Source organism: Clostridioides sp. ES-W-0016-02, from assembly GCF_020641035.1.
Classification (GTDB): domain Bacteria; phylum Bacillota; class Clostridia; order Peptostreptococcales; family Peptostreptococcaceae; genus Clostridioides.
Genome location: NZ_CP061361.1, coordinates 1,157,274 through 1,173,915, shown reverse-complemented (window position 1 = coordinate 1,173,915; position 16,642 = coordinate 1,157,274). Strand labels below are relative to the sequence as shown.

16 protein-coding genes and 1 riboswitch are annotated in these 16,642 nt (G+C 30.3%); of the genes, 1 reads left to right on the top strand and 15 read right to left on the bottom strand.

Annotated features, from left to right (window positions below):
• Nucleotides 1–115: 115 nt before the first annotated feature.
• The 9 genes from IC758_RS05730 to IC758_RS05690 form a co-directional block, all read right to left on the bottom strand.
• The gene (locus tag IC758_RS05730) at nucleotides 116–1,318 is read right to left on the bottom strand and encodes a homoserine dehydrogenase (protein WP_227434089.1); all 1,203 of its coding nucleotides are present in this window, start codon (nucleotides 1,316–1,318) and stop codon (nucleotides 116–118) included.
• A gap of 103 nt (nucleotides 1,319–1,421) precedes the next feature.
• A riboswitch (SAM riboswitch) is annotated at nucleotides 1,422–1,528 on the bottom strand.
• Between the two features lie 93 nt (nucleotides 1,529–1,621).
• The gene (locus tag IC758_RS05725; RefSeq protein ID WP_227434088.1) at nucleotides 1,622–1,990 is read right to left on the bottom strand and encodes a YhbY family RNA-binding protein; all 369 of its coding nucleotides are present in this window, start codon (nucleotides 1,988–1,990) and stop codon (nucleotides 1,622–1,624) included.
• Nucleotides 1,991–2,019: 29 nt separating this feature from the next.
• Nucleotides 2,020–3,297: a GTPase ObgE gene (gene obgE / locus IC758_RS05720; protein WP_227434087.1), complete on the bottom strand. Its 1,278-nt coding sequence runs from the start codon at nucleotides 3,295–3,297 to the stop codon at nucleotides 2,020–2,022.
• A gap of 110 nt (nucleotides 3,298–3,407) precedes the next feature.
• Nucleotides 3,408–3,698, bottom strand: coding sequence for a 50S ribosomal protein L27 (gene rpmA, locus IC758_RS05715; RefSeq protein WP_003419086.1), 291 nt, complete (start codon nucleotides 3,696–3,698; stop codon nucleotides 3,408–3,410).
• Nucleotides 3,699–3,711: 13 nt separating this feature from the next.
• Nucleotides 3,712–4,029 carry a ribosomal-processing cysteine protease Prp gene (locus IC758_RS05710; protein WP_227434086.1) on the bottom strand — a complete coding sequence of 106 codons (318 nt, stop codon included), beginning with the start codon at nucleotides 4,027–4,029 and terminating at the stop codon, nucleotides 3,712–3,714.
• A gap of 14 nt (nucleotides 4,030–4,043) precedes the next feature.
• Entirely contained in the window at nucleotides 4,044–4,355 is a 312-nt protein-coding gene (rplU, locus tag IC758_RS05705) for a 50S ribosomal protein L21 (protein WP_003419082.1), read from the bottom strand.
• Between the two features lie 100 nt (nucleotides 4,356–4,455).
• The gene (locus tag IC758_RS05700) at nucleotides 4,456–5,877 is read right to left on the bottom strand and encodes an Rne/Rng family ribonuclease (protein WP_227434085.1); all 1,422 of its coding nucleotides are present in this window, start codon (nucleotides 5,875–5,877) and stop codon (nucleotides 4,456–4,458) included.
• Between the two features lie 19 nt (nucleotides 5,878–5,896).
• Entirely contained in the window at nucleotides 5,897–6,595 is a 699-nt protein-coding gene (locus IC758_RS05695; protein WP_227434084.1) for a TIGR03936 family radical SAM-associated protein, read from the bottom strand.
• 1 nt (nucleotide 6,596) lies between these two features.
• Nucleotides 6,597–8,441 carry a TIGR03960 family B12-binding radical SAM protein gene (locus tag IC758_RS05690; protein ID WP_227434083.1) on the bottom strand — a complete coding sequence of 615 codons (1,845 nt, stop codon included), beginning with the start codon at nucleotides 8,439–8,441 and terminating at the stop codon, nucleotides 6,597–6,599.
• 307 nt (nucleotides 8,442–8,748) lie between these two features.
• On the opposite strand from IC758_RS05690, the gene IC758_RS05685 reads away from it, so the two are divergent.
• Nucleotides 8,749–9,942, top strand: coding sequence for an FprA family A-type flavoprotein (locus IC758_RS05685; protein ID WP_227434082.1), 1,194 nt, complete (start codon nucleotides 8,749–8,751; stop codon nucleotides 9,940–9,942).
• Between the two features lie 145 nt (nucleotides 9,943–10,087).
• Here IC758_RS05685 and IC758_RS05680 read toward each other — a convergent pair whose 3' ends face one another.
• From IC758_RS05680 to IC758_RS05655, 6 genes are all read right to left on the bottom strand, one after another.
• Nucleotides 10,088–10,501: a methylglyoxal synthase gene (locus IC758_RS05680; RefSeq protein WP_227434081.1), complete on the bottom strand. Its 414-nt coding sequence runs from the start codon at nucleotides 10,499–10,501 to the stop codon at nucleotides 10,088–10,090.
• A gap of 40 nt (nucleotides 10,502–10,541) precedes the next feature.
• Nucleotides 10,542–11,672, bottom strand: coding sequence for a rod shape-determining protein RodA (gene rodA / locus IC758_RS05675; RefSeq protein ID WP_227434080.1), 1,131 nt, complete (start codon nucleotides 11,670–11,672; stop codon nucleotides 10,542–10,544).
• A gap of 84 nt (nucleotides 11,673–11,756) precedes the next feature.
• Nucleotides 11,757–12,041, bottom strand: coding sequence for a cell division topological specificity factor MinE (gene minE / locus IC758_RS05670; protein ID WP_054273171.1), 285 nt, complete (start codon nucleotides 12,039–12,041; stop codon nucleotides 11,757–11,759).
• 17 nt (nucleotides 12,042–12,058) lie between these two features.
• Nucleotides 12,059–12,856 (bottom strand): septum site-determining protein MinD, encoded by a 798-nt coding sequence (gene minD / locus IC758_RS05665; RefSeq protein WP_227434079.1) that lies wholly within the window; start codon nucleotides 12,854–12,856, stop codon nucleotides 12,059–12,061.
• A 23-nt stretch (nucleotides 12,857–12,879) separates the two neighbouring features.
• On the bottom strand, nucleotides 12,880–13,563 hold the full coding sequence (gene minC / locus IC758_RS05660; protein WP_227434078.1) for a septum site-determining protein MinC: 684 nt from the start codon (nucleotides 13,561–13,563) through the stop codon (nucleotides 12,880–12,882).
• Nucleotides 13,564–13,661: 98 nt separating this feature from the next.
• Nucleotides 13,662–16,640 (bottom strand): penicillin-binding transpeptidase domain-containing protein, encoded by a 2,979-nt coding sequence (locus tag IC758_RS05655; protein WP_227434077.1) that lies wholly within the window; start codon nucleotides 16,638–16,640, stop codon nucleotides 13,662–13,664.
• Nucleotides 16,641–16,642: the final 2 nt, after the last annotated feature.

Sequence of the window (16,642 nt, the reverse complement as noted above, 5' to 3'; positions counted from 1 at the left end):
TATCTATTTTTCTATTATCTTATTAAGTCACCAGCTGTTAAAAAGGTGAAGAAAAACAAAATAAACTTTTTGTTTTTCTTCACCTTTAAATTTTTACAGTCATTACATAGATATTTTAATCTACTTTTAATAGTTTTTTAACTGACTTACTATATTCATTTCTCTTTACATCTTCTAAGAACCTATCAATTTCATGTTCTGATTTTGCATTTATAAAAATAGCAAATTCTTCTTCATCTATAATATTATAGCTATCTACATATTTATCTAAACATTTTAAAATTCCATCTTTATTATATTCACTAAATCTAACTACTGCACTACATTCATCTTCTATAAGCCCACTCAAATCCAATTTACCTTTTGAAAAAGACTTTATATTTGAACTCCTATTATCTATTATATCTATGATATCAGCATAAACAGCACTTCCTGTTGCACCTCTTCCAGCACCCTTACCTACAAAAGAAAGTTCTCCTACAGAATCTCCCACTATAATTACTACATTAAACTCATTATCTATTTTAGACAGCATATTATCATTATCCACCAATGCAGGTCTAACAAATCCACTTACTTCTCCCAATTCATATTTACTTCTAGCAACTAATTTTATCTTACAATTTAATTTCTTAGCATATTCTATATCCTTTTCATCTATTGAAGTTATTCCTTCTAATAACAAATCTTTCCAATACACTATTTTCCCATAAGATAAAGTAGATAATATAGATAGTTTTCTAGCACTATCATATCCTAATACATCTGCATCTGGATTAACTTCTGCAAATCCTAGTTCTTGTGCTTGTTTTAAAGCTACATCATATGGTAAATTTTCATCATACATCTTTGATAATATAAAGTTGCATGTTCCATTTAAAATAGCATTTATACTTTTTATATTATTACCTTCTAATGATTCTATTAATGGCTTTAAAACTGGAATACCACCTGCTACTGATGCTTCAAATTTAATGCTAACATCATTTAAGTTAGCCAGCTCTATAAGGTCACTACCTCTTTCAGCTAATAAATCTTTATTTGCTGTTACTACATGTATTTTTTTATTTAGAGCTCTTGTTACATAATCAAGAGCTGGATTTAGTCCTCCAATTACTTCAACTAATATATCAACATCTTTGTTAAATATATCTTCTATATCTGTTGTTACCTTATCAAAATATCTCTTTGATTTATGTTTCTCTTTATTTTTAACTAAAATTCCAGCTATTTCTATTTCTCTTTTTAAAGTATTATTCTCTATTAAATCTATTAATCCACTTCCTACTGTTCCATACCCTAGTATTCCTATCTTCACTGTTACATACCCCCATCACTTTTGATTATATTAATTTATTTATATATATAAATATGCCAATTAAAAAAGCTTGAGTATAAACTCAAGCCATATGACGGGTTTATACTCATCTTTCAGCGTAATTGCTGCAGGATTTAGCACCAATGTATATTAAAATATACTGGTTGCCGGGCTTCATAGGGCCAGTCCCTCTGCCTCTCTTGATAAGATTGCTAATTTAAATTTATTGTTAATAGTATAATACAATTTTTCCCAATTGTCACTATATTTTTTAACTTATTTCTTCTAAAATAATCTAATTAATTATCTAACTGCTCTTTTAGTTGGTTTACCTTTTTTTGTAACATTGTTATTTTTTACCTTAGCTTTTGCCTGTTCATGACCTGGAAAAAGTATCTTGGGCTCATCAATATTTCTCTTGTAAATAGTAAACTTAAAACCAATAGCTTGAACAAACTCTGCTCTTAAAGCTTCACATACTGCATTAGCAGTTTCTTTAGCATCAAGACCTGCATTTTCTAGTATAGTAACCTTTACTAGTTCTCTAACTCTTAGCATATCCTCTAATTGCTCTAAAAAGCTTTCTGTAACGCCTTCCTTACCAATTTGTGTAGTAGGCTTTAAAGTATTTGCTAAAGATCTTAAATATGCTCTTTGCTTTCCTTTTAACATATTATCACCTCTATAATTCTATATCAAAATTAATTGTAAAATTCAAATTCCAATTCGTAAATTCTAACTACATCCCCATCTTCAATTCCCATCTCTCTAAGCCTATCAAATACACCTTGACTTTCCATAGCTTTTTGGAAATATTGAAGTGATTCCATATCATCAAAATTTACAGAATACATTATTCTTCTAAGTGCCTTACCTGTAACTACATATACACCATCTTCAACATCTATGTTCAATCCTTCTTCTGTTCCAATATCAAGTTCTGGTCTATACATTTCTTCTTCTGAAACTAATTCCACATCTTCTACTTCTTTTAACATTTTAGAAACGTAGGCAATTACATCATCTATTCCTTGACGAGTTGCTGCAGACATCTTAAATACTGTATATCCTCTACCTTCTAATTCGTCCTTAAATTTTTCAAATTGGCTTTCATCTTCCAATATATCAAATTTATTTGCAACTACAACCTGAGGTCTTGTTGAAAGCTTCTCATTATATAATTTAAGTTCATCATTTATTTTGTCAAAATCCTCAATTGGGTCTCTACCTTCCAGTCCAGATATATCTACAATATGTATCAATACCTTAGTTCTCTCAACATGTCTTAAGAATTCATGACCTAATCCTATACCTTCAGAAGCACCCTCTATAATTCCAGGTATATCAGCAAGTACAAAACTATCTCCAAACTTAGTTTGAACAACACCTAAATTTGGTGTCAATGTTGTAAAATGATAGTTTGCAATTTTGGGCTTAGCTTTGGTTACAACTGATAAAAATGTTGACTTACCTACATTTGGAAATCCTAAAAGACCTACATCTGCTATCATTTTAAGTTCAAGAGTTATCCATCTTTCTTCTCCATCTGTACCAGACTTTGCAAAAGCTGGAGCTTGTCTTACTGCATTTGCAAAGTGTTGATTACCTTTACCACCTATACCACCTTTTGCAACTACTGCTGTATCTCCTTCTTTCTTTAAATCTGCTAGTACAAGACCTGTAGCTTCATCTCTTATTACTGTACCTGCTGGTACTTTTAATATTAAGCTTTCTCCATTTTTACCAGCCCTTTTACCTTTGCTACCGTCGCCACCGTGTTGAGCTTGATATTTTTTCTGGTATTTAAAGTCCATTAATGTTCTAAGACCTAAATCAACTTCAAATATGATGCTCGCTCCACGACCACCATCTCCACCATCTGGCCCACCAGCTGGAACATATTTTTCTTTTCTAAATGCTACCGAACCATTTCCACCATTTCCAGCTTTTACAAATATTCTCGCTTTATCTATAAACAAATTCTTCACCTACTTAATTAAAAACTTTTAATTAGCTTTACCAAAAATACTATTATAAATTCATCAGTATTATAAGAAAAAGGAGTGCATCAACACTCCTTTTATGTATATTACTCAGCTATTGCTACTGGATATATACTAACTTTTTTTCTCTTCTTGTCTTTTCTTTCGAATTTAACAGTACCATCAACTAATGCAAATAAAGTATCATCGCTACCTTTTCCAACATTAGTTCCTGGATGTATTTTAGTTCCTCTTTGTCTAACTATTATACTTCCAGCAGTTACTAATTGCCCATCGAATCTCTTAACACCTAATCTTTTAGATATAGAATCTCTACCATTTTTAGAAGAACCTACCCCTTTTTTAGATGCTAATAATTGTAAATTCATGTTTAACATATGGAGTCACCCCCTACTTTTTTAAAATTTTTATATTTTTTGGGTATTCCCGTTTAATTTCTTCAACCGCTAATTGAAAGTGATTTAGTAATAACTGTGCATCTTTTAGATATGCATCTTTAACTATACATTCTATATGCCCTTCTTCTCCTACTACCTTTTCAAATTCAATCTTTTGTAACTTGTCTAAAGAGTTTATAACTGCAATAGCATTAGACGTAACTGCAGAACAGACTATATCATAGCCTATTTCAGCAAAATCAGCATGTCCCTTTAAACAAAAACCTTGCAACAAGAAATCATCATTATAATAATATTTAACCTTTATCATAACTAGTCCAATAATTAAGCGTTGATTTTCTCTACAACTATCTTAGTATATGATTGACGATGTCCTTGTTTTCTTCTGTAATCTTTTTTTGCTTTATACTTGAAAACTATAACTTTCTTAGCTTTACCTTGTTCAACAACTTTTGCTTGAACAGATGCTCCTTCTACTACTGGAGAACCTAATTTTAATTCTCCATCTTTAGAGCAAGCTAATACTTCGTTTAAAGTAACAACATCACCTGCGTTAGCTTCTAACTTTTCAACGAATAATACATCACCTTCAGAAACTTTATATTGCTTTCCACCAGTCTTTACTATAGCGTACATTAAATACACCTCCTCGGTCTCAAACTCGCCAGTACAAGGTACTTCATTAGAAGATTTAGACCTTTACTGTGCGGCATTACAATTATTAATTATAAAATATTTACATTTTATTGTCAACTATTTTATCAAAAATAACATTTGTTTTGTTGTGTTTTAATGCGCAGTTTGCGTTTAAAGAAATTTTCATATTATATTTTTCACCAATTTTATCAATTATATCCATATAATCTTCTTTTATTTGTTTAAAAACAAAATCATTGAATTCTATTATTACGTTTTTATAAACTGTATGCTCACTTATTCTCATAATTTCTTTTTCGACACTATCCACTATATGATGTATAGATTTTATAGTTTTCGTTCCATCACAGCATGGGCAAGCCATTAAATAATACTTATCAATAGACTCTTTTTCTCTTCGTCTTGCAACTTCTACTAAGCCAAGTTTTGTCATTCCTAACACTTCAGCTTTTCTCTTATCTTTACTAAACTCTTCCTCTAGTATGTGTAATACCTCATTTTGATATTTCTTTTTATACATATCAATAAAATCAATTATTATTATTCCAGCTATATCTCTAATTCTAAGCTGTCTCACAATTTCCTTTGCAGCTTCAATATTTGTTTTATAAACAGTCTCATCAAGTTTACCAGTTCCAACAAACTTACCTGTATTTACATCTATAACAGTAAGAGCTTCTGTTTTTTCTATTATTAAATAACCACCACTCTTTAACCATACTTTTTCATTTAATAATTTTTCTATTTGAGATTCTATTCTATATAAATCAAATACATCTTTATTTTCTTCAAGGTATAATTTATCAATATAATCATTATTTATAAGCTTCAAAATAGGTTTTAATTCATGATATTTATCATAATTATTGATAATTATAGACTCAATCTCATCATTTACATTATCTTTTACATATTTAGTTGCAAAATCTAAGGACTTATATAATAGCTTTGGTCCCATACCAAGTTTATATTCTTTTAAAATATTATCATACTTTAATTTTAACTCTTCTATATCTTTTTTTATTTCATCATGAGTACAGCCTTGAGCTTCAGTTCTTATTATTAATCCCAAGTTTTCTTTATTCACTGCTTTTGTGATTTTTTTTAATCTAAATCTTTCTCTTTCATCAGTAATCTTATTTGATATAGTAGTTCTGTCGTTGGAAGGTATATAGACAATATACCTTCCAGATATACTAATTTCAGTATTTAATTTTGCACCCTTAGTACCAATTTCTTCTTTATTTACTTGAACCAAAATCTCTTGCCCAGATTTTATGGTACTTTCTTTTTTTAACTGTAAATAAGCAAGTTTCTTAAATCCAATATCTACAAAACATGCTTCTATTCCTGGTATAACTTTTTTTACAATTCCACGATATATATTGGATACAGTTTTTTTATTTAAGTTATCTTCAACAAAAAGTTCTACTAACTTTCCCTCTTCAAGCACTGCTGTTTTCTGAGACCCTATTAAGGACTCAATAACTATCTTCTTCACAACTTCACCTCTCACGAACTTACATAGGAGTCACTAATTCCCCATCTTCTAATACATATAAATCTCTTCTCAATATATCAACTTCTAATGGGTCAATATCCAGTTCAAACATCTCTAACATTTTAGGAATAAGTATATTAGTATTTAAATTAGTTTTTGAACCTGTAGCTATAGTAGCAGTAAGAGTGATATGCTCATCTTCTAAATTTAAAACATCAAAAGTTCTTATCATGGGTCTTATATCAACTTCAACCAATTTTCCTTTTTTATTCTTTTTTGTTATGATTATCTCTTTATTATTCATAAAGTCAATTACTTTTCTTTTTACAAACTCTTTAGTCAAAGGCCTTTTTAAATCTATATTAAACAGATACTCTCCATAATCTATTACGGAAGAAAGAGAAGATGTCTGTCTATCAATTTCCTTTGCTTTAATAAATTCTATCCCCTCTGGAAGCTGAACTGACACTTTATCTAAAAACTCATCTACCAATAAATCATCTTCTATCTCAATATCCACATACTCGCCTTGGCTTTCTGTCCCTAATGCTAAAGCATTACCATAACTCATCTTAGGATGAGGGTTAAACCCTTGAGAATGTGATAAATTTATTTCAGCTCTCCTAAATGCTCTTTGTAATAATCTTTGAAGGTCAAGATGTGATATATATATCATATCACCTTCTTTTTTAAATTTGACTCTAATTATTTTACTCATATTAACAAAGCCCCCTTCCTATATCATGTATATTTATTCCACAACCATTACAATTATGTCTGCAATCAGAAGTGATTTTTTCTTTTTTAGCATTTTCATCTTCTCTAATCAAGAATTTTTTACTTACACCTACATCTATATGGTCCCAAGGGAATACCTCTTCATATCCTCTATTTCTATGTGCATAGAAGTCTATAGAAAGATTGTTTTTTTCCATAGCTTCCTTCCATATATCTAAACTGAAGTGTTCTGCCCAGCCATCAAATTTTGCACCTAATTTAAATGCATCATATATAACTTTTCCTATCTTTCTATCTCCTCTAGCTACTACAGCTTCCATCAAGCTAGTCTTTGAATCGTGATAGTTATATTTTATGTTGTTATTTCTCAATTTATTGACTAAATGTCTTTGCTTATCAACTACTTCCTCTGTTGTATCTTGACCATGCCATTGGAACGGTGTAAATGGTTTTGGTACAAATGTAGATGTACTTACTGTAACACTAAAACTTCTTTTTAGCTTACCTCCATTTACTTTTCTATAAATATCAATAACTTTATAAGCTAATTTGGCTATTCCATCCAAATCATCATAAGTTTCAGTTGGCAAACCAATCATAAAGTATAGTTTAACACTATTCCATCCCATTTCGAAAGCTCTTTTTGTTGCATTTTCTAAGTCTTCTTCTGTAACACCTTTATTTATAACGTCTCTAAGTCTCTGAGTTCCTGCCTCTGGAGCAAAAGTAAGTCCAGATTTTCTTACTTGTTGTATTTTATCAGCAATCTCCATTGAGAAATTGTCTAGTCTAAGCGATGGAAGTGAAATTCCTATATTATTAGATGCATATTCATCTACTAAATAATCAGTAAGCTCAGACAACTTACTATAGTCACTTGTACTAAGTGATGATAATGATATTTCATCATATCCAGTATTCTTAACTAATTTGTCAAGTATCTCTTTAAGTCTTTCAACACTCTTTTCTCTTATTGGTCTGTATATCATACCAGCTTGACAAAATCTGCATCCTCTTGTACAGCCTCTAAACAATTCTAACACTATTCTATCATGAACAGTATCTATATAAGGTACTATTAATTTTTCTGGATAATCTACAGTTTCAACATTTTTTATTATCCTCTTAGTAGGACTCTTAGTAACCCCTTCTCTATTAGGAGTTACACTTTGAACTGTACCATCTTCATTGTATTTAACATCATAAAAACTTGGTATGTATACTCCTTCTATACTTGATATTCTGTATAAAAAATCACCTCTAGTTGTTTTATTTTTCTTCCACTCTTTATACTCATTTACTACTTCTAAGTTAACTTCTTCACCTTCACCTAATATTACTATATCTACAAAATCTGCTAAAGGTTCCGAATTATAAGCACAAGGACCTCCAACCATTATAAATGGGTCTTCCAATTTTCTTTCTTCTTTTAATATTGGTATATTGGCTAAATCTAATATATTTAAGATATTAGTGTATGAAAGTTCATATTGAAGTGTAAAAGTAACAAAATCAAAGTTTGTTATAGGCTCTCTTGACTCTAATGCAAATAATGGTATATTTTTTTCTCTCATTATATTTTCCATGTCAACAGCAGGAGAGTATACTCTCTCACAAAATACATCTTCATCTTTGTTTATTACATCGTATAATATATGACTTCCTAAGTGACTCATCCCAACTTCATACAGGTCTGGAAAACAATGTGCATATCTTATCAATTCACTATTGCTAGTATCTTTATGAATTGAATTTATTTCATTCCCAAGATATCTAGCAGGCTTTTCTACTTTTTTTAAGATTTTTTTCAAGTCTACTTTATTCATTTATTAAAATTCCTCCAAACAAGTTCTTTATTTTTATTCTTATTTATAAGTAATATTATACACGATAAAATATTTTCTATCAAAAATATAACTAAAATATTGAATTTAAAATCTATATTATTCACAAAATAGTATATCTAAAAATATTTTCTATTAAATTTTTATTAAAATACAGATTTTTTACCAAATATGATATATTATAAACATAAAACTATGTTTTTGATGACTTATAATGACATCTTTTGTTTCACTGACCTCAAAATGGGGTATGTTATTTATATAATGATAATTTTTAGGAGGGTTAAAAATGAGTAAAGTTTTCGAAGTAAAAAAAGATATCTACTTTACTGGCGTAGTAGATGAAGGTTTAAAAGTATTCGACATAATAATGGAAACAGAGTTTGGGACAACTTATAATTCTTACTTAATAAAGGACGAAAAAACGGTTTTATTTGATACAGTAAAAGCAAATTTTAAGGATGAATTTTTAAGTAATTTATCAGAAGTTACTGATATAGCTAAAATTGACTATGTTGTAGTCCATCACACAGAGCCAGACCATGCTGGTAGTTTAAAATACTTATTAGATTTAAATCCTAATATAGAAGTTTATTGTACTAAAGCTGCTAAATTATACTTAGATGGTCAAATAAATAGACCTTTTAATTGTCATGTAATAAAAGATGGTGAAGTTTTAAATATCGGTAAGAGAAATCTTAAATTTATAACTGCTCCATTCTTACATTGGGTTGATACAATGTTTACTTACATTGAAGAGGACAAGACTCTTTTAACTTGTGACGCATTTGGTTGTCATTTTGCAAGTGTTGATTCAGAAGTAGTAAACAGTGAAGATTATCTAAAATCAGCTAAACATTACTATGATTGCATAGTTAAGCCATTTGCTAAGCACGTGTTGAGTGCTGTAGACAAGGTTGTAGGGCTAAACTTAGAATTTGATACTATATTAACTTCTCATGGTCCAATGCTTACTAAAGACCCAATGGCTGCTGTAAAGAGATATGTTGAGTGGTCTACAGAAGCTATTAATACAACTAATCAAAATCAAGTTTCTATATTCTACTTATCAGCTTATAGCAATACTTTAGAAATGGCTAAAAAGATAAAAGAGGGACTTGATAAAGAAGGTGCAAAAGCTGAATTATATGATTTAGAAAATATGACATTAACAGAAATGCATGATACATTAGTAGTATCAAAAGTAATACTATTAGGTTCTCCAACTATAAATAAAACAATGGTTAAACCTATGTGGGATTTATTCTCTGTTATAGACCCAATGGCTAACCAAGGTAAGATAGCAGGAGTATTTGGTTCATTTGGTTGGAGTGGTGAAGGTATAACTATGGCTGAAACTTTACTTAAAGCTATGACATTCAAAATGCCTGTAGAATCTCTTAAGAAAAAATTCTTCCCTAGTGAGGAAACATTAAAAGAATGTATGGAGTTTGGTGCAGAATTTGCAAAATTAGTTAAATAGTTATTTTTATTTAAATGACATATATCTATATTCCATCATTTAAATTATATAAAAAAACTCACATTAGAGTTTTTATCTTATAGAACAAATTAAAATGAGGTAGCTATTTTAGCTACCTCTTAATTTTATATATTATTTACTTTTATTAAACACGTTGACTTTTGCTCTTCCTAACTTCTCTCCATGATAGTTCTCCCCTATCAAGAGCTTTTATAAATATTTCTGCAGAAGCTAGATTTGTAGCTATTGGAACATGGTACACATCACAAAGTCTTATCAAAGCTTGTATATCTGTCTCATGAGGTTGAGATGTAAGTGGGTCTCTTAAAAAGATAACTAAATCTATTTCTTGTGTTACGATCAAAGAACCTATTTGCTGGTCTCCACCTAAAGGTCCAGATGCCAATCTAGTAATCTTTAATTCAGTTTCATCCATTATTCTTTTTCCTGTAGTTCCAGTTGCATATAGTCCATATTTTTTTAAAATTGATTCATAACCTATACAAAATCCTACTATGGTATTTTTCATTTGGTCATGTGCTACTAATGCTATATTCATTATACTCAATCTCCTCAATTTATGTTTAGAACTCTTACACTTAGAAATTTATTTTCTTTCTTCTCATACACACATTTAGTACTAATCCTAGATTGGCTAAAGATGTTAATAGTGAACTTCCTCCATAACTTACAAAAGGTAATGTTACTCCTGTTACTGGAATTAACGCAACAGTCATAGCAATATTTTGAATTATCTGGTAAGCAAACATACCCATAACACCAACTACAATGAGGGTCCCATAAAAATCCTTAGCATCTCTTGCAATTGCTAAAATCCGTAATAAAAATATTGCAAATAAGATTATAAGCACTGTCATTCCTATTACACCAAGTTCTTCACCCACAACAGCAAATATAAAGTCACTATCTTGTACTGGTAAGAAATCTTCTTGGTTTTGACTTCCATTATACAGACCTTTTCCAGTCATACCACCAGAGCCTATTGCTATCAAAGATTGCATAACCTGATAGTTTCCTTTTAAGGTTACATCTTCTGGATTTAGGAAGGCTTCTATTCTTACTTTTTGATGGTCTGCCATCATTAAATACATCAATGGCATTGATACCAAGAGTATTATTATTCCTCTTTTTATTAGCTTAGAACTAAGACCTGCTGTAAACAGCATTGCAAATACCATACAACAAAATACAATTCCTGTTCCTAAGTCTGGTTGAGCAAGTAGTAATCCAATGAATGGGAGAGAATAAACTACAACAGGTATAACCTCTTTTAATGTATTTAATTTATCCTTCTTTGTCTCAAGTATCTTTGCATAACTAAGTATAAATGTTAATTTTACTATTTCAGAAGTCTGCAAATCAAGTGGACCTAAGTTAATCCAAGACCTCGCACCGCCTTTTTCAGTACCAATTCCAGGTAATAAAACTACAGCTAATAAAACAAGGCTTATTATATAAAGAGCCTTATAGTACCTTCCTAGAAGATTATAATCAAAAAATAGTATTACTATAATCATTCCTATTCCAAGCACAAAAGCTAGTCCTTGCTTAACTAATTGATTATATGAACCTGTAGAATTAGCATGTGTTGCACTACTAAGTATAACAAGCCCAAAAATAAAGATAGCTAATACTGTAACTATAAGTTTCCAGTCTAACTGTTTTATCAACTTAATTGTCGACTTATAATTAATATTGATTTTTTTCAAAGAATCACCGTCTTTCTATCTTTAAACATATAATTAAATAAAAGGGGCATATACCAATAAGGATATCCCCCTTTTAAGCACTAATTACATACATCTATCTTTAATATTCTTTAATGGTATATTAGCAACTAATGCAGATACAGGTTTGTCATCATGTTCACCTCTGCATTTAGACATTTTGATTTCAAGGCCATCTTCTTCTATTTCTGCATAGTTGGCTATTACTTTTAAAATATCTGTTTTTATCATCTCTAAAAGTTGTGGTGAACAATCTACTCTATCATGAACTAAAACTAGTTTTAACCTCTCTTTAGCAACAGATTTACTAGTTTTAGCTTCGTTAGAAAAAACTCTAAATAAATCTAACACAGATGTATCCTCCTTTGCTACTTAGCCATGCTAAACATTTTTTTTAGTCTACCAAAGAATCCATCTTCAACTTCAAGTTCAAGTAGAGGAACTTCTTCATTTAGTATCCTTTTTGCGATATTTTTGTATGCTTGACCAGCAAGAGATTTTGAATCAAGTATTGCTGGTTCACCTTTATTTGTTGATATAATTATACTTTCATCATCAGGAACAAGACCTAATAAATCTATTGCTAGTATCTCTATTATATCTTGTTTGTCCATCATGTCTCCACGCTTAACCATATCATTTCTAATTCTATTTATAACTAATCTTATTTCTTTTATTTCATTTGCTTCTAATAGACCTATTATTCTATCTGCATCTCTTACTGCTGATATCTCTGGATTTGTAACCACAATAGCTCTATCTGCACCTGCTATTGCATTTTTAAATCCTTGTTCAATACCTGCTGGGCAGTCTATTATTACATACTCGAAAGATTCTTTCAATTTTTCACATAGGTCAACCATTTGCTCAACTGATACAGCGTTTTTATCCCTAGTTTGTGCTGCTGGTAATAAATATAGATTATCAAATCTTTTGTCTTTTATTAGAGCTTGCTTAAGCCTACAAGTTCCTTCAACAACGTCTACTATGTCATAAACTATTCGATTTTCAAGACCCATTACTACATCTAAATTTCTAAGTCCAATATCTGCATCTACAACTACAGTTTTTTTATTTTCTAGGCTTAGCGCAGTTCCTAAGTTTGCTGCGGTAGTAGTTTTTCCAACTCCACCTTTACCGGATGTTATAACTATAACTTCGCTCATAATACTACCCCCTATTTTTCTTTCTATTTGTCCAACTTTGACAAATAGCTTTCGATTACAATTCTTCCATTACTCACAAAGGCTATTTCTGGGCTAATTTCTGATTCAATTTCATAATTTTCTTCATCATCTGGAGCTTCTGCAATATTATCTGCTATTTGCAATATTTTTGGATTAAGATTTCCAGCAACAACATAGGCAAACTCATTGCCCTCTGAACCTGCATGCACAAAACCTTCTATTTTCCCCATTACAAAAACATTTCCTCCTGCTACAACCTTAGCGCCAGCATTTATATCTCCCATAACAACTGTATTTGATTTTGAAATGACCTTTGAACCAGGTCTCATATCATTTAATATGACTACATCACCTTCAAATTCAATATTTTCGCCAGATCTTAGGGTATTGACATATTTTGTTTGAAAATTATTATTTTCTTCAATTTTTTGATCTTCAACAAATTCCACATCAAATCTAGAAGTAATTCCTTCTTTTAATTCTAGAATCTCCATGTCAGTTAAATAATCACTGTTAATTTTACTAATTTTAGCACCATTAAAAAAACCAACATACGCTTCCAATTTGTTTATTATATTTTCTTGTATTTCTTCAAATGGAGCTTCTCTTTTTATATTTACTATTATCCCTCTTTTATTACCCTTGAACTCTACTAGTTCTTGACTACAAATTTCTCTTAAAGACATAACAACCTCCAGAGTGATATATCATTTATATTCTTCAAATGCGCTTTAAACCCTTTTATTTTTTCTACATAAAGCTAAAGTTTATAAATGGATTTAACTTATCTATTGATTTGTGACTCGAAATTTATATTTTCGTCAGAAGAATTATTAACATCATCCGTCTTGTTGTCTTTTTTGCCATTAGTTGGCTCTAATCCCATATATGTTCCAATAACTTCTCTAGTTGGTAAAAGTGAGAATACACTTGAATCACCTTGAGGAATTACACATACAACAGCTATTTCTGGGTCATCTGCTGGTGCAAATGCAACAGTCCATGTAAAAGAACCATAATCTGCTTTAAACTTATCTATTTGGTCATCTGTTATTTTTGGATTTAATTCTTTTATAGCTTTTCTTAAATATGAAGAATTCACTTTATCAGTATCCTCTAATTTAACTTTTACTCCATCTTCTAATTCTTCTTCTAATTTCTTTCTTTCTTCGTCTTTTAAATCTTTATTTTCTAGTTTTTTCTTTATTTCTTTTTCTTTAGCTAATGAAAGTTCTTTTTCTTTTTCTGCCTTCATCTTATCAGCCATTTTAATTGCATCATTTAGATTAACATTATAAGATGACATATGACTCTTTAAATATTCATATTCATTATCTGTAGGTATTTTACCACTTTTCTCAGCTGTACCAGTCTTTGCTGCTACATCTATTGGGAAATCAGCAAAAGCACTTTTTGCTGTACCTTGTCTAGCAACCAATTTCATACCTTTTGTTAGTTCCTTTAGATTGTCTGGATTTTTGAAAGGTATTTTTTCCACTTTCTTTTGGTCATTAATTTTTACTGATGAATAGTCACTTGAAACAGCTCTATCAACTACAGATAATTCTACTAAATTACCTCCATTTGCTATAGCAGCTACGTATCTTGATATTTGAGCTGGTGTATAGGCATTTTCACCTTGCCCTATAGCTAAGTTGAATGTATCAGCAGTACTCCATTTTGCAAAGTTAAAGTAACTAAATACCGCCATATCCGCTACATCTTCCACTCTATTTTCTTTAACATCCAATTTTTTCAATCTATTCATCGTTTCTACTCTACCAGGAGTTTTCTTTTCAGCTGCCCAACTTACAATTTCATCGATTCTTTTTTCGTATTCTTTAGGATTTTTATCTCTAGTTATATCAACAAAGTCATTGGCCATTTCTCTATCTAAAGCTGATTTTAACAATGCTTGTGTTGATTTTAATTTATCCTCTGTGCTAGGCACCTTACCTGCTCTTTCTTCTACTTCGTCTTCAAGCCCAGTATTTTCATCTAATCCAAATAGTTTTGCATACTCAAGTATCTTATTTGCATTCATATCTATACCAATACTTTTTCCATCTGGCCATGTCTTACCTGTACCAATAGTTGCCATATATATGTTACAAGACTCTTGTATAGCTTTATATAAATTTGTCATACCATGATTTCCTCTACCATGGTTCCACACATAGTCCCCAAATGATTTTTTCCCTAGCATAATAACTCCAGGGTCATTTATAGTGAAATTTGGATTTAGACCATTTTCTAAAGCTGCCATTGAGGTTACCATCTTAAATGAAGAACCTGGCTGGAATTCCCCTTGTGTAACTAAGTTTAATAGTGGACTTCCTGCTAGTAAGTCATTTGGATTCTTTGGTTGTAGTGCTTTATAGTCTTCTGTAGAAATACCCTTTGCAAATTTATTTGGGTCATAGTCAGGATAACTTGATGAAGCTAAAACCTCTCCATTTTTAACATCAATAGCTATAAGAGCTGCTGATTGTGCCTTTCCTGCATATGCACTAATTGGCTTATCCCCAAACTTACTTTTAAAAGTACCTCCTTTTGAAGCAACTTCTATTATCTGTTTTAATGCATTATCTGAAACTTCTTGTAAATCTTTATCTAATGTAAGGTATACAGTATCTCCTGATTTAGGTTTTTTTGATTCAATTTCTTTACTGATTCTACCCAATGCATCAACTTTAACCATTTTATAACCATCAGTTCCTCTTAGCTTGCTTTCATTACTTTTTTCTACTCCTGCAAGACCTACCATATCTCCTGTTTTATATCCTTTTTGTAGATATGATTCTATTTGAGTTGATGGCATTTTTCCTACATATCCTAACATATGTGAAGCTAAAGTTCCATTAGGATAATATCTCACTGGTTCAACTGCTACTGAAACACCAACAAGGTCCATAGCACTTTCCTCAATCTGTGCAATGGTAGTTTCTCCTACATCTTTTGCAATTGTTACTGGATTATATTGAGAATATCCTTTTGATTTTATTAAATCTCTTACAACCATTATTTTTCTTGCATCTTCATTACTTAAACTTTTATCAATCTTAAATGCATCGCTATTTCTTACTTTTTCAAACGCTTTTTCAGCACTTAAATTAGTCTCTTTTATTTTATAACTGGCCAACCAATCTCTCTTATCTCTCTCTGCTGTAAACATCCATTTACTAACTAAAATAGGAGGATAGTATCCATTTTCATTTAGTTTTGCTTGTAATTTTGTTGCATCTAACCTTTTATCTTCTTGAGACAAGATTCCTGCTGATATAAGTTTATCTACCAAGTAATAAAAACTCTCTTTAGCATTATAATCACTTGGTATTCCATTTTCTGATTTATATTCTCTAATCTCTCTGTCATATGTATAATAGTACTTTCCATTTTCTACATATATAGGAAATTCATCTACATATTCTTCACCATTTTTCTCAAGTAAATTTATAAGCTTCAATGATATTTCATTTGCTCTTGAACGCTTATTAGCATCTTTTTTATTAATATCGTTACCTGAAACTTGAACAGTAAATAAATTTTTATTTCCTGCTAGCAATCTTCCATATCTATCTTTTATTTCTCCTCTTGGAGCCTCTATTGCCAATTTTTTATATGTTTTATTTTCAGCTAACTCATTGTAGTATTCATATTTAAATGTAGTCATGTAGACTATTTTTACTAAAATAGCTAAAAATATCACGCTTATGACTATTTTCATTATTTTAAATCTATCAACTTGTTTATTTTCTTCCATGA

Bases quoted from the DNA above. Each gene is read 5' to 3' on its own strand.
- IC758_RS05680 (WP_227434081.1), bottom strand. From the start codon at position 10,501: ATGAATATAGCATTAGTAGCACATGACCAAATGAAAAATACCATAGTA.
- rplU (WP_003419082.1), bottom strand. From the start codon at position 4,355: ATGTACGCTATAGTAAAGACTGGTGGAAAGCAATATAAAGTTTCTGAA.
- minC (WP_227434078.1), bottom strand. From the start codon at position 13,563: ATGTCTTTAAGAGAAATTTGTAGTCAAGAACTAGTAGAGTTCAAGGGT.
- rpmA (WP_003419086.1), bottom strand. From the start codon at position 3,698: ATGTTAAACATGAATTTACAATTATTAGCATCTAAAAAAGGGGTAGGT.
- IC758_RS05725 (WP_227434088.1), bottom strand. From the start codon at position 1,990: ATGTTAAAAGGAAAGCAAAGAGCATATTTAAGATCTTTAGCAAATACT.
- IC758_RS05685 (WP_227434082.1), top strand. From the start codon at position 8,749: ATGAGTAAAGTTTTCGAAGTAAAAAAAGATATCTACTTTACTGGCGTA.
- IC758_RS05690 (WP_227434083.1), bottom strand. From the start codon at position 8,441: ATGAATAAAGTAGACTTGAAAAAAATCTTAAAAAAAGTAGAAAAGCCT.
- IC758_RS05710 (WP_227434086.1), bottom strand. From the start codon at position 4,029: ATGATAAAGGTTAAATATTATTATAATGATGATTTCTTGTTGCAAGGT.
- IC758_RS05695 (WP_227434084.1), bottom strand. From the start codon at position 6,595: ATGAGTAAAATAATTAGAGTCAAATTTAAAAAAGAAGGTGATATGATA.
- IC758_RS05655 (WP_227434077.1), bottom strand. From the start codon at position 16,640: ATGGAAGAAAATAAACAAGTTGATAGATTTAAAATAATGAAAATAGTC.
- minD (WP_227434079.1), bottom strand. From the start codon at position 12,856: ATGAGCGAAGTTATAGTTATAACATCCGGTAAAGGTGGAGTTGGAAAA.